This is a genomic window from Streptomyces sp. NPDC042102 (assembly GCF_055582305.1).
Genome location: NZ_JBVJDL010000003.1, coordinates 737,006 through 750,524, shown reverse-complemented (window position 1 = coordinate 750,524; position 13,519 = coordinate 737,006). Strand labels below are relative to the sequence as shown.

General features: G+C 75.9%; 6 protein-coding genes. 2 read left to right on the top strand and 4 right to left on the bottom strand.

Annotated elements, in window-relative coordinates:
• The 3 genes from ACZ6KO_RS16710 to ACZ6KO_RS16700 all read right to left on the bottom strand — a co-directional run bounded on the left by ACZ6KO_RS16710 (position 1) and on the right by ACZ6KO_RS16700 (position 8,425).
• Positions 1–3,834: an ATP-dependent DNA helicase gene (locus ACZ6KO_RS16710; RefSeq protein ID WP_469304695.1), complete on the bottom strand. Its 3,834-nt coding sequence runs from the start codon at positions 3,832–3,834 to the stop codon at positions 1–3.
• Between the two features lie 76 nt (positions 3,835–3,910).
• Positions 3,911–7,738, bottom strand: coding sequence for a UvrD-helicase domain-containing protein (locus tag ACZ6KO_RS16705; protein WP_469304992.1), 3,828 nt, complete (start codon positions 7,736–7,738; stop codon positions 3,911–3,913).
• A gap of 294 nt (positions 7,739–8,032) precedes the next feature.
• A complete protein-coding gene (locus ACZ6KO_RS16700; RefSeq protein ID WP_469304991.1) occupies positions 8,033–8,425 on the bottom strand; it encodes an MGMT family protein in 393 nt (130 codons plus the stop codon).
• 263 nt (positions 8,426–8,688) lie between these two features.
• Between ACZ6KO_RS16700 and ACZ6KO_RS16695 the strand changes: the two genes are divergently transcribed.
• Together ACZ6KO_RS16695 and ACZ6KO_RS16690 are read left to right on the top strand one after the other, a co-directional pair.
• Entirely contained in the window at positions 8,689–11,526 is a 2,838-nt protein-coding gene (locus tag ACZ6KO_RS16695) for a flippase-like domain-containing protein (RefSeq protein WP_469304990.1), read from the top strand.
• Positions 11,527–11,751: 225 nt separating this feature from the next.
• Positions 11,752–12,504 (top strand): class I SAM-dependent methyltransferase, encoded by a 753-nt coding sequence (locus ACZ6KO_RS16690; RefSeq protein WP_469304694.1) that lies wholly within the window; start codon positions 11,752–11,754, stop codon positions 12,502–12,504.
• Positions 12,505–12,607: 103 nt separating this feature from the next.
• Here the strand turns inward: ACZ6KO_RS16690 and ACZ6KO_RS16685 are convergent, their stop codons facing one another.
• A complete protein-coding gene (locus ACZ6KO_RS16685) occupies positions 12,608–13,441 on the bottom strand; it encodes a MerR family transcriptional regulator (protein ID WP_469304693.1) in 834 nt (277 codons plus the stop codon).
• Positions 13,442–13,519: the final 78 nt, after the last annotated feature.

The window sequence follows — 13,519 nt, the reverse complement described above, 5'->3', positions numbered from 1 at the left end:
CTAGCTGTCCACCTGGTGGGCACGGCCGGTGTCCGTTTTGCCTTGGAGGATCGCCTCAAGGCGCCGGCGGCCGGGGAGTCTGCGCGGGCGGATCACGCGGCCGCTGCGGACGTGGAGGAAGGCGGCGGTGACGTTCTTCAGGAGCGTGCCCGTGGTCTCCGCCCAGGCCAGGCGGTAGACGGCCAGCTGGAGGGGGTCGGCCTCGGTGGTGCGGCCGGTCTTCCAGTCGACGATCTCGTAGCGGGTGGTGCCGTCGTCGTCCTCCGTGCGGTACACGGCGTCGATGCGGCCCCGGATCACACGGCCGGCGAGGGTGAGCTGGACCGGCACCTCCATGCGGTACGGGGTGCGGTCGGCGTACGGGCTGCGCTCGAAGGCGGCCTTGAGGGCGTCGAGATCGTGGGCGTCGGCGACGTCCTGGTCGGAGCCGGGGAGTTCGGTGACGGGGTCGAGGACGTCGAGGAGCGGCAGCGGCAGCTCCTCGAAGCGGGACTCGACCCAGGCGTGGAACCGGGTGCCCTGGCGGGCGGCGGGCTGCGGGGGCTTGGGCATGGGGCGGGCGAGGTCGCGTACGAAGCCCTGCTCGTCGGCGGCCAGGCGCAGGAGCTGGCTGGCGGAGAGGGCGGCGGGCAGCTCGACGTCGCGCACGGCGGCGCGGGTACGCCGCAGCTCGCCCTCGAGGGCGTCGAGGTCACGGTCCCAGGAGGCGATGGTGCGGGCGTCCTCGGGGGTGAGCGCGTCCGTTCTGTGCGGGCCGCGGGGCCCCCGGGCCGCGGGGACGGCGTGCGGGACGTCGTCCCAGGACGGGGGCTCCGGTGCGGTGCCGGTGCCGGTGCCGTGCCGGGGCGGACCGGGGTCGGGGGTGGCCGGGGGTTCTTCCCCCGCCCCGCCCCTTCCCGGAACCGGGGCTGCGCCCCGGACCCCACGCGGCGCGGCCCCGCCGGGGGCGGGAACGGCCGGGGCTACGCCCTCGGCGCGGTGCGCCGGCCCACCGCCGGACGCGTGGACGGACCCGTCCACGCCCCGGGGACCGGGGACGGCGGCGCCGTCCGGCCACGGGGCGTCGTCGGGCCAGGAGGCGTCGACGGGCCACGCGTCGCCGTCAGGTCGGAGGGCTTCGTCCGGCCAGGAGGCGTCGTCGGGCCACGCACCCCCCTCGGGCCGCAGGGCTTCGTCCGGCCACGGGGGGTCGTTGTACGACGGTTCGTCGCAGTGCGGGGGCCAGAGGAAGGGGTCGTCCGCGGAGGCCGCGGTCGCGGGCGCGGCAGCCGTCGAGGCCGGGGGCCTGGGGGGCTCGCGGTGCTGGTCTCGGGGGGCCGACAGGTGGGATTCGACCAGGGCTGCCGCCTCGCGGCGCCGGACCAGGGAGGCGGGGTCCAGGGGGAGGGGCCAGGCGTGGTCCGGGGTGGCCTCCTGCGCCAGGGACGGGTTCTGGGCGTCCGGGTCCGGGGTGTCGGCCCACGCCTCGATCTCGCCGTGGCCGGCCACGCAGTGCTCGTACAACGCCGTCAGGAACGCCGACGGGCCGCGCGGCCGCTTCTGGGCGGGGCCCCACCAGTGCGCCGACGCCAGCAGCAGCGACCGGGGCCGGGTGAAGGTCACGTACCCCAGGCGCAGCTCCTCCGTGGACTGGTGGTCCTTGAGCGCCGCGCGGAACGCCTTCAGCCCGGCCGAGGTCCACGGCGGATCCTCCGGCAGGGTCGCGGCGTCGCCGCGCAGGGCGTGCGGCAGCACCTTCGCGTACGAGGTCCACGCCTCGCGCGGCTGCTCGCTCGGGAACGCGTGCCGGTACAGGCCCGGTACGGCCACCACGTCCCACTCCAGGCCCTTGGACTTGTGCGCCGTCAGTACCTTGACCGTGTTCTCGCCGCCCGGCAGCGCGTTGTCCAGGCCCTTCTCGTACTGGGCCGCCGTCCGCAGGAAGCCCAGGAACGCCAGCAGCGAGGCCTCGCCGTCGAGCGAGGCGAAGCCGGCCGCGACGTCCAGGAAGTTGGACAGGGTCTCGCGGCGGCGGGCCGCCAGCGCGTGCGGGGAGGCGGACAGCTCCACGTCCAGCCCGGTGGTGGACAGCACCCGGTGCAGGACGTCCATGAGCGGGTCGGCGAGCGAGCGGCGCAGGTCGCGCAGTTCCTGGGCCAGGTGCGCGAAGCGGACGCGGGCGTCCGGGGAGAAGGGCAGGCCGTCGTCCTGGTACGACGCGCCGTCGAGGAAGGTCTCCAGGGCGTCGGCCAGGGAGATGATCTCGGAGGGGTCGACGCCCTCGACGGCGGCCGCGAGCCGGTGGTCGGGATCGTCGCCCGTGCCGGGGTCGCGGGCGACCAGGAGGCGGGCGCGGCGGCCCAGCAGGGCCAGGTCGCGCGCGCCGATCCGCCAGCGCGGGCCGATGAGGAGGCGGACGAGGGAGGCGTTGGCCCCGGGGTCCTGGAGGACCTCGCACACCGCGACGAGGTCGGCGACCTCGGGCAGGTGCAGCAGCCCGGACAGGCCGACGACCTCGACCGGGACGTCACGGGAGACGAGCGCGGCCTGGATCGCCGCGAAATCGGTCGCCGAGCGGCACAGCACCGCGATCTCGCCGGGTTCGGTGCCCGTACGGACGAGGTGGGCGAGGGAATCGGCCAGCCAGTCGAGCTCCTGGGCGTGGGTCTCCAGCAGCGCGCAGCGCACCTGGCCGTCGTACTCGGCGCCGGGCGCGGGGCGCAGCGCCTCCACCCCCTCGTGCAGGGCGCGCAGGGGGGCCGCCAGGCCGTTGGCGAGGTCGAGCAGGCGGCCGCCGCTGCGGCGGTTCTCGCTGAGGGAGAAGCGGGTGGCGGGGCTGCCGTCGGCGTGGGCGAAGTGCTCGGGGAAGTCGTCGAGGTTGGCGACGGAGGCGCCGCGCCAGCCGTAGATCGCCTGGCAGGGGTCGCCGACGGCGGTGACGGCGTGGCCGGTGCCGGAGCCGAACAGTCCGGACAGCAGCAGCCGCTGGGCGACCGAGGTGTCCTGGTACTCGTCGAGGAGGACGACCCGGAACTCGTCGCGCAGGAGCGTGCCGACCTCGGGGCGGGTGGTGGCCAGCTCGGCGCACAGGGCGATCTGGTCGCTGAAGTCGAGCAGGTCGCGGGAGCGTTTGGCGGCGCGGTAGCGGCCGACGAGTTCGAGGAGCTCCAGGCGGCCGCGGACCGCCTCGGGGACCTTGCGCAGGTCGTCGTTGCTGAGCCGGACGCCGGCGAGGGTGTCGAGGAGGCCGGTGTCGTACGCGCGCAGCGCGGCCGGGGTGACCAGGTGCTCGGAGAGTTCGCCGTCCAGCGCGAGGAGGTCGCTGACCAGGTCGGGGAGGGACTTCGTCAGGGACGGGTACGGGCCCGGGGCCTCGCGCAGCACGCGCGCGGCGAGCTGGAAGCGGGTGGCGTCGGCGAGGAGGCGGGCGCTGGGCTCCAGGCCGATGCGCAGGCCGTGGTCCTTCAGGAGCTGGCCGGCGAAGGCGTGGTACGTGGAGATACGGGGCTCGCCGCCGGCGTCCTCGGCGGACCCTTCGGGTGGCTGGACGGGAAAGGGGTCCGGGTCGGTGATGCCGGCGCGGGCGAGCGCGGTGCGGACGCGTTCGGCGAGCTCGCCGGCGGCCTTGTTGGTGAAGGTCAGGCCGAGGACCTGGGCGGGCTCGACCTGGCCGGTGCCGACCAGCCACACGACGCGGGCGGCCATGACCGTGGTCTTCCCGGAGCCGGCTCCGGCCACGATGACCTGCGGGGCGGGCGGTGCGGTGATGCAGGCCGTCTGCTCCGGGGTGAACGGGATACCGAGGAGCTCCTTGAGCTGCTCGGGGTCGGTGAGGACGGGGGGACGCGCGGACACCTCAAAAGGCTAGCCGCCCGCACCGACACTCCGTCCCGCCGACGGTCCGCGCGCAGCCCCACGGGGCTGCCCGGGGTCAGTCGACCACGTGGCGGCCTTCCGGGCGGGCGCTGCACGCCGCGCGGAAGGTGCACCGCGAGCAGTGGTCGCCCGTGGCGGGCGTGAAGCGTTCGTCCAGGACGCGGCCGGCGGCGCCGGCGAGCAGGTCGCCGACCCAGTCGCCGTTCAGCGGCTGCTGGTGCTGGATCTTGGGGACGGTGTCGCCGCCGTCCTTCTTCGCCGCGCCCTGGCGCAGCTGCACCAGTTCGGCTCCGCCCGCCTCGGGGCGGTGGCCGTCGAAGACCTCGTCGACGGCGCCCTCGCGCACGGCCAGCTGGTACACGGCCAGCTGGGGGTGCCGGGCGACCTGCTCCTTCGTCGGCGCGGCCTTGCCGGTCTTGAAGTCGACGACGTACGCACGCCCCTGCGGGTCGGCCTCGACGCGGTCCATGGAGCCGCGGATGCGGATCTCGTACTCCCCCGCGCCCAGCGTGACGTCGAAGTCGTGCTCGGTGGCGACGGGCGTACGGCCGCCCCGGTCGGAGTGGTGCCAGCGCAGGAAGCGTTCGAGGGCGGCGCGGGCGTTGTCCTTCTCCTGCCGGGACTTCCAGGGCGCGTCGAAGGCGAGGGCGTCCCAGACGGAGTCGAGGCGTTCCATGAGGACGGCGAGGTCGGCCGGGGTACGGCCGGAGGCGACCTCGTCGGCGAGGACGTGGACGACGTTGCCGAAGCCCTGGGCGGCGGTGGCGGGGGTGTCGGCCTTGACCTCGCGGCCGAGGAACCACTGGAGGGAGCAGGTGTTGGCCAGCTGGTCCAGGGCGCTGCCGGAGAGGGCGACCGGCCGGTCGCGGTCGCGCAGCGGGACCCGGGAACGGGTGGGCTCGTACAGGCCCCACCAGCGCTGCGGGTGCGCGGCCGGGACCAGGGGCCGGTCCTCGTCGTCGGTGAGCGCGGCGAGGCGGGCCAGCCGGCGGGCGGCGGCGTCGCGCAGCGCGGGCGAGGCGTCGGGGTCGACGGTGGTGGCGCGCAGTTCGGCGACGAGCGCGGGGACGGCCAGGGGGCGGCGGGGGCGGCCGGTGACGTCCTTCGGGGTGACGCCGAGCTCGGTGAGGAAGCGGGAGGGCTGGTCGCCGTCCTCGGCGGGGGCCTTGACGGCGGTGACGACGAGGCGGTCACGGGCGCGGGTGGCGGCGACGTAGAAGAGGCGGCGTTCCTCGGCGAGGAGGGCGCCGGGGGTGAGGGGCTCGGCGAGGCCGTCGCGCCCGATGCGGTCGGCCTCCAGGAGGGAGCCGCGGCGGCGCAGGTCGGGCCAGAGGCCCTCCTGTACGCCGGCCACGACGACGAGCCGCCACTCCAGCCCCTTGGAACGGTGGGCGGTCATGAGGCGGACCGCGTCGGGGCGGGTGGCGCGGGTGGTGAGGGTGTCGGCGGCGATGTCCTCGGCGTCGAGCTGTTCGAGGAAGTTGAGGGCGCCGCGGCCGCCGGAACGTTCCTCGGCGCGGGCGGCGGTGTCGAAGAGGGCACAGACCGCGTCGAGGTCGCGGTCGGCGTTGCGGCCGGCCGCGCCGCCGCGGCGGGCGCTGCGCTCCAGGCGCTGCGGCCAGGGGGTGCCGTCCCAGAGGGTCCACAGGGCCTCTTCGGCGGTGCCGCCGCCCGCGAGGAGCTCGCGGGCCTTGCGCAGGAGCAGGCCGAGCCGCTGGGCGCCGCGGGCGTAGGCGGGGTCGTGGGCGACGAGGCGCTCGGGCTCGGCGAGGGCGCGGGCGAGGAGGACGTCGGAGGGGGCGGGGACGCGGACGCCCGCCGCCCGCTCCTCCTCGCGCAGGGCGCGGCCGAGGCGGCGGAGGTCGGCGGCGTCCATGCCGCCGAGGGGGGAGGCGAGCAGAACGAGCGCGTCCTCGACCCCGACCCACCCGTCCCCGGCGGCCACGACGTCCCCGGCGTCCCCGGCGTCCCCGGCGTCCGGCCCACCGTCCCGGCCCGCGGCCGGGTCGGCGTCCTGGCCGACGGTGGCTTCGCCGCCGGGCGCAACCGACCCGGCCGGGGGCTCCTGGCCCGGGAGCTGCGGACTGGCGGCCGGGGCGTGCCCGGCGACAGGACCGACGGAAGCGGACGCGACGGACCCCGCCGGGAGCTCCTGGCCTGGGACCGGCACACCTGCGGCCGCGGCATGCCCGGCGGCAGAGCCCACGGAAGCGGACGCGACGGGCCCCGCCGGGAACTCCTCGCCCGGAACCGGCGCACCGGCAGCCGGGACGTGCCCGGCGACAGGACCCTCGGAAGCGGACGCGACAGGCCCGGCCGGGGGCTCCTGGCCCGGGACCGACGGACCGGCGGCCGGGGCATGCCCGGCAGCAGGAACGACGGAAGCGGTCAGCCCGTCCGCCCCGGTTTCCGCAGCGGGCCCCGGGACCGCGGCGGCGTCACCGGACCCGGCGGCTCCGCCATCCGGGGACGCGGCGGTGGTCCCCGGCCCCGTGGCCGGGCCCGGCGTGGCCGAGGCCGGCGCGGACGACGGCGCGGACGACGGCGCGGCCGACGACGGCACCGGCGCCGGCGCCGTGGTCGGTCCGGGGGCCGGCGTCGTCAGGGCCGCCGTGGCCGTGACGCGGAGGGCCGTGAGCAGGGGGGACGCCGCCGGTTCGTGGCGGAGGGGGATGTCCGCGCCGTCCGTTTCGACGGGGACGCCCGCCGAGACCAGGGCGCGGCGCATCGACGGGAGGGTACGGCCGCCCGCGCGGACCAGGACGGCCATGTCCTGCCACGGGACCCCGTCCTCCAGGTGGGCCCGCCGCAGGATGTCGGCGATGTTGTCCAGTTCCGTCGCGGCCGTGGGGTACGTGTACACCTCGACGGCGCCGCCCTCCCGCACCGCCGTCAGCTCCCGGTGGGCCCGCACCGCCGCCACGGGCAGCCGTGGCACCGGCATCCGCGCCGTCAGCAGCCGGGTCGCCGCCAGCAGCGCGGCGCCCGAGCGGCGCGAGACGGCCAGGGTGCGCACCGCGGCGCCGGGGAAGGCCGAGGCGAAGTCGAGGATGCCGTTCACGTCGGCGCCCCGGAACACGTAGATCGACTGGTCGGGGTCGCCGAAGGCCACCAGCGAGCCCCCGCCGCCCGTCAACGCCTGGAGCAGCCGTACCTGGGAGGCGTCCGTGTCCTGGTACTCGTCCACGAACACCACGTCGTACAAAGACGCGATCGACGGCGTCCGGTCGGCGAGCAGCACGGCGCGGTGGACGAGCTCCGCGTAGTCCAGGGTGCCCTGGAGGTCCAGGACGTCCAGGTACTCCGAGAGGAACGCGGCCGCCGCCGCCCAGTCCGGGCGCCCGGTCCGCCCGGCGAACGCGGCCAGCGCCCGCGGGCCCAGGCCCAGCTCGCGGGTACGGGCGAGCACCGCCCGTACCTCGTCGGCGAATCCGCGCGTGGTCAGCGCCGCGCGCAGGTCGTCCGGCCACGGGATGGACCCCAGCTCCCGCTGGCCCTCCAGCAGGGAGCGGACCGTGACGTCCTGCTCGGGGCCGGACAGCAGCCGCAGCGGTTCGGTGAACAGGTCCGTGTCCTGGTGGGCGCGCACCAGCGCGTAGCAGAACGAGTGGAACGTGGTGGGCTGCGGCGCCCGCGCCCCGCCCAGCCGCAGCGCCATGCGGTCGCGCAGTTCCACCGCCGCCTTGCGGCTGAAGGTGAGCACCAGCACCCGGGCGGGGTCCTGCCCCGCCGCGATCCGCGCCGCCACCGCCTCGACGAGCGTGGTGGTCTTCCCGGTGCCCGGGCCCGCCAGCACCAGCAGCGGCGCACCCCGGTGTTCAACCACCGCGCGCTGGCTCGCGTCCAGGAGAGGGGGATCCACCCGTCCCGGCCCGCTGCGCACCAGCCGGTACGCGTCGGGGGTCCGCGTACGCCGCTCGGAGCGGTCGGAAGGAGAGGTGATCACGTGGGGTGCCGGTCCTGGTGGGTCTGCGAGTGCCGAAGAGGCAACGCTACGGCACGCGCCGCGTCCCGCGCAGGTCTCGGTCCGGGGCCCCGGCAGGCGCTCCCGGCCGGCGCTCCCGGCCGGGACCCGGTGCCACCCCTACGGGTCCCCCTACCGCCACCCCTGTCCCTGCCCCGATCGCGGCCGCGCGGGCCGTCGACCGCCCGCGGCGGCCGCGGATGGCCGAAGCTGTCAGGTGTGAGGCCGAGCTCCCTGCCCGTGGTTGTGTCCGCGTCCGTCGTCGCCGGGCCGGTCGTCCCCGTGCCCGTCGTCGCCGTCCCAGCGCGCCCGCCGCATGTCGAGCCGCGGACCGGCCGTCGAGTCGCGCAACGGTGTGGCCTCGGCCCGGTAGTGCTCCAGGGCGCGCAGCTCGTGGCCGGGCAGCGGTACGCCGTCCGCGCGGACGACCCGCCACCACGGGACCGGGCCGCCGTACAGGGCCATGACGCGCCCGACCTGGCGCGGACCGCCCTCGCCGAGCCACTCGGCGACGTCGCCGTACGTCATCACCCGGCCGGGCGGAATCCGCTCGGCGACCTCCAGCACCCGCTCCGCGTACTCCGGCAGCTCGTCCATGCGGCCCATACTGCCGGACGTGGTCACGGCGCTCCGGACGATCACGGACGCCCGCGGCGGGGCGCTCGGCGGCGGTCGCGTGGAACGCTTGCTTCCACGGGGGCGCACACCCTGATGCCCCGCGCCCCCGTCCGTCCGTGCCACCATCTTCCGGGCGGTGACTGGTGATACGTGATCAAGAAGAGACTGCAGTGACGGCGAAGGAGCAGGGTGTGAGCCCCCCGGACGACGCGAAGAACGGCGCGACGGCCGAGGTCGGGCACGCCCCCGCCATGCCCCGGGCCGGCCGGGAAACGCCCCCGCCGAGCCCAGGCCGATCCCGCGCCCGCGCCGACGCCGAGACCCGGGCCGATGACCGGGCCCCCGCCGACGAGACCCCCGCCGATGACCGGGCCCGCGCCGCCGACGCCGCCTCCGACCCGCACGCCGCACCCGACCCGCACGGCGCACCCGACCCGCACGGCGCACCCGACCCGCACGGCGCCCCCGACCCGCACGGCGCCCACGGCGTCACCGACCACCTGGAGGTCGACGAGCCGCTGCTCGCCGCCCGGGTGCACCGCCCCTCCGACCTCGTCCGGCTGCTCGTCGGCGTCCTCGCCATCGCCCTCGTCCTCGGCCTCGCCGCCTTCGCCCACGGCACCACCGCCGGCCTGGAGGCCGACATCAGCCAGGGCACCGACCAGGCCCCCGATCTGCTGATCAAGGTCGCCGGGCTGGTGTCGAGCATCGCGGTGCTGCTGGTGCCGGTCGCCTTCGCCATCGAACGGCTGATCAAACGCGACGGCCTGCGCATCGCCGACGGCGTCCTCGCCGCCGTCCTCGCGCACGGCGTCACCCTCGCCACCGACCTGTGGGTCTCGCGCGCCGCCCCCGGCAGCATCCAGGACGCGCTCACCCGCGCCACCGGCTCCGGCGACACGCTCACCGACCCGGTGCACGGCTACCTCGCGCCCGTCATCGCGTACATGACGGCCGTCGGGATGACCCGCCGGCCCCGCTGGCGCGTGGCGCTGTGGGTCGTGCTGCTCCTGGACGCCTTCGCGATGCTGGTCAGCGGCTACACCACACCCTTCTCGATCATCCTCACCGTGCTGATCGGCTGGAGCGTGGCGTACGGGACCCTGTACGCCGTCGGTTCCCCCAACGTCCGGCCCACCGGCCAGAACCTGCTCGCCGGTCTGCGCCGGGTGGGCTTCCAGCCGGTCAGCGCGATGCGCGCCGAGCCGGCCGAGGGGCCCGACAGCGCCGAGCAGAACGACCGGGGCCGCCGCTACCACGTCACGCTGGAGGACGGGCCGCCGCTGGACGTCACGGTCGTGGACCGCGAGCAGCAGGCGCACGGGTTCTTCTACCGGGTCTGGCGCCGGGTCACGCTGCGCGGGATCACCACCCGGCGCAGCCTGCAGTCGCTGCGCCAGGCGCTGGAGCAGGAGGCGCTCCTGGCGTACGCGGCCATCGCGGCCGGGGCGAACGCGCCGAGGCTGATCGCCACCTCCGAGCTCGGTCCGGACGCCGTGATGCTCGTGTACGAGCACCTGGGCGGCCGGAGCCTGGACACGCTCACCGACGAGGAGATCACCGACGAGCTGATCCGCAACGCCTGGCAGCAGGTGCGGGCGCTGCAGTCGCGGCGCATCGCGCACCGGCGGCTCACGGGCGACGCCCTGGTGGTGGATCGTTCCGGCAACGTCACCCTCACCGACCTGCGCGGCGGCGAGATCGCGGCCGGCGACCTGGTGCTGCGGATGGACATCGCGCAGCTGCTGACCACCCTCGGCCTGCGGATCGGGGCGGAGCGCTCGGTGGCCTCGGCGGTGGAGGTGCTGGGGCCGGACGCGGTGGCGGACTGCCTGCCGCTGCTCCAGCCGATCGCGCTGAGCCGCTCGACGCGGGCGACGCTGCGCCGGCTGGCGCGCGAGCGTTCGCAGCGCGAGCGCGAGGCGGTGCTGGCGTCCTCGCGGGCGGCGAAGGCGGCACGCGAGGCCGAGCGGGAGGCGGAGTCGGCGGCGAAGAAGTCGCCGAAGTCGGTCAAGGCCGAGTCGAAGGCGGACCGCAAGGCCGAGAAGCGGGCGCTGGACGTGGCCCTGGACGAGGCCCGCGAGGAGGATCTGCTGAGCCAGATCCGCCGCCAGGTGCTGCTGATCCGGCCGCAGGCACCGGTGGAGCCGGCCCGCCTGGAGCGGATCCGGCCGCGCACGCTGGTGTCGTTCATCGCGGGCGCGTTCGCGGCGTACTTCCTGCTCTCGCAGCTCACGCACGTGGACTTCGGGCGGGTGATCGGCGAGGCGCAGTGGCACTGGGTCGGGGCGGCGGTCGCGTTCTCGGCCCTGAGCTACTTCGCTGCTGCGATGAGCCTGCTGGGCTTCGTGCCCGAGCGGGTGCCGTTCCTGCGCACGGTCACCGCGCAGGTGGCGGGCTCCTTCGTGAAGCTGGTGGCGCCGGCGGCGGTCGGCGGTGTCGCGCTGAACACCCGCTTCCTGCAACGGGCGGGCGTCCGGCCGGGACTGGCGGTGGCGAGCGTGGGCGCGTCGCAGCTGTTCGGGCTGGCGAGCCACATCCTGCTGCTGCTGTCGTTCGGCTACCTGACGGGGACCGAGAAGACGCCGGAGATGACCCCGTCCCGTACGGTCATCGCGGGTCTGCTGACGGTGGCGGTACTGGTGCTGGTGGTCACGGCGGTCCCCTTCCTGCGCAAGTTCGTGGCGACCCGGGTACGGGCGCTGTTCGCGGGCGTCGTGCCCCGCATGCTGGACGTGCTCCAGCGGCCGCAGAAGCTGGTCACGGGCATCGGCGGCATGCTGCTGCTGACGGGCTGCTTCGTGATGTGCCTGGACGCCTCGGTCCGGGCGTTCGGCGGTGGCCAGACACTCAGTCTGGCGAGCATCGCGGTGGTCTTCCTCGCGGGCAACGCGCTGGGGTCGGCGGCGCCGACGCCGGGTGGTGTGGGCGCGGTGGAGACGACCCTGACGCTGGGTCTGATCGCGGCGGGCCTGGACAAGGACATCGCCATCTCGGCGGTGCTGCTGTTCCGCCTGATGACATTCTGGCTGCCGGTCCTGCCGGGCTGGATCTCCTTCAACTACCTGACCCGCAAAGAAGCGATCTGAGGCCGTCGGAAACCGGGCCGGGCGGTCCGGGAGAAGGGCCCGGCACGGCCCTGTGCGGGGTCCGGGACGGCCGTGCGCACCCACCCCGGTGCGGGCCCCTTCCCGGCCCGCTCCGGGCCGCCCGGACGGCCGCACACACCCGCCCGGCACCCGCCCCACACCTGCCCTGACCTGCACTTTTATGCCTTCCGGAGGTAAAATGGAGGCACGGAGAAGGGGGGCCGGATGGACCGGAACATCCGCACGATCGACGACGTACTGACGCTGCTGGACGGCCTGTTCGCGCCGGAGGCCGACCGCTGGACGGCCGGCGGGGCGTCCTGGTGGGACGGCTTCTACGCCGACCGCACCAAAGAGGTGCCGTTCTTCGTGGCGAAGCCCGACGAGCACCTGGCCGGGTACCTGGACCAGGGCCTGATTCCGCAGGGCGGCCGCGTCCTCGACCTCGGCTGCGGCCCGGGCCGCAACGCCCTCCACCTCGCGTCGCTGGGCTTCGAGGTCGACGCGGTCGACCTCTCCCCCACCGCCATCGCCTGGGCCGGGGAACGTGCCCGCGCGGCGGGACCGGAGACCGCGGGCCGGGTGCGGTTCCACCGCGGCGACGCCTTCGCCCCCGAGGCCGCCGCCGTGCTCGCCGGCCCCTATGACCTGATCCACGACTCCGGCTGCTTCCACCATCTGCCGCCGCACCGCCGCATCAGCTACCTGGCCCTCCTCGACCGGTCCCTCGCCCCCGGCGGCCATCTCGCGCTCAGCGCGTTCGCCGCCGGCGCCATGGGCTCGGAGCTGTCCGACGCCGACTTCTACCGGCAGGCCGGGCTGCACGGCGGCCTCGCCTACACGCCCGAGTCCCTGCGCCGGATCTTCGCCGGCCTCACCGAGGTCGAGCTGCGCCGGATGCGCGCGCAGCCTCCCCAGTCGCCCCTCTTCGGGGAGTCCTTCCTCTGGACGGCGCTCTTCCGCCGCGACCCGCGGTAGCCGCGAGCGGAAAGAGCGGGGACGGGGAGCGGGGAGCAGGGAGAGCGGGGAGCGGGGCGCGCCCGCAGCTGCGGGCGCGAGGAGGACGGCCGGCGCCCGGGCCTCAGGGGCTGGCCGCGCCGGCGGCCCACTCCCCGATCAGCTCGCCGAGCAGGGCCGCGCAGCGAGCCTGGGCCGGGGAGATCGAGCCCGGCAGCGAGGCGTACGTGGTCATCTCGGCGCTGTGCGCCCGGCCGGTGTCCGGGTCGAAGGTGACGTCGTCGTCGACGAAGTCGGCCTCCGGGAACCCCGCCGCCCGCTCGGCGGCCTCGCAGGACTGGATGTGCACGAAGTAGTCCCGTGCCAGCCGTTCCACCCGCGGGTCGTCCACCGCCGCCTCCGCCAGCTCCATCAGCTCGTGCTCCAGCCGCCGTTGCTGCTGGCGCAGCCGCGGGTGCAGCGCCAGCACGTGGTGGGTGGTCGCCTCGCGTTCGGCGACCTGCGGTCCCAGCAGGTGCTCGGTGACCAGCAGGGAGTCCAGTTCGGCCGCCTCCAGCGACCCGGCGGCCGGGCCCAGGGCGGCCAGGACCCGCTCGGACAGCAGCCCGTGCGGGCCGCCGGCCAGGCGCAGCCGGCGCAACGCCGCCCGCCGGCCGGCGAGCTGCGCCTCCTGCTCGGCCAGCGAGGCGTCCAGCTCCGCCAGCAGTTCCTCGGGGTGCGTCCGGGCGGCCAGCGCCGAGCGGACGTCGTCCAGCGTCATCCCCAGCTCCGCCATGCGCCGTACCCACAGGATCCGCACGATGTCGTCGTACCCGTAGCGGCGGCGGTCGTCCGGCCCCCGCTCCGGCTCCGGCAGCAGGCCGATGTCGTGGTAGTGGCGCAGCGTCCGCGGGGTGGTGCCCGTCAGCGCGGCCGCCTCGCCGATCAGCACCTGCCGTGCCGTGTCGTTCTCGCTCATGGTCACTACCAGAGCAGATGACGTCACGGGATGTGCAAGCAGGCGCCGCCCACCGCCCGCCCGGCTGCCACCCGCATG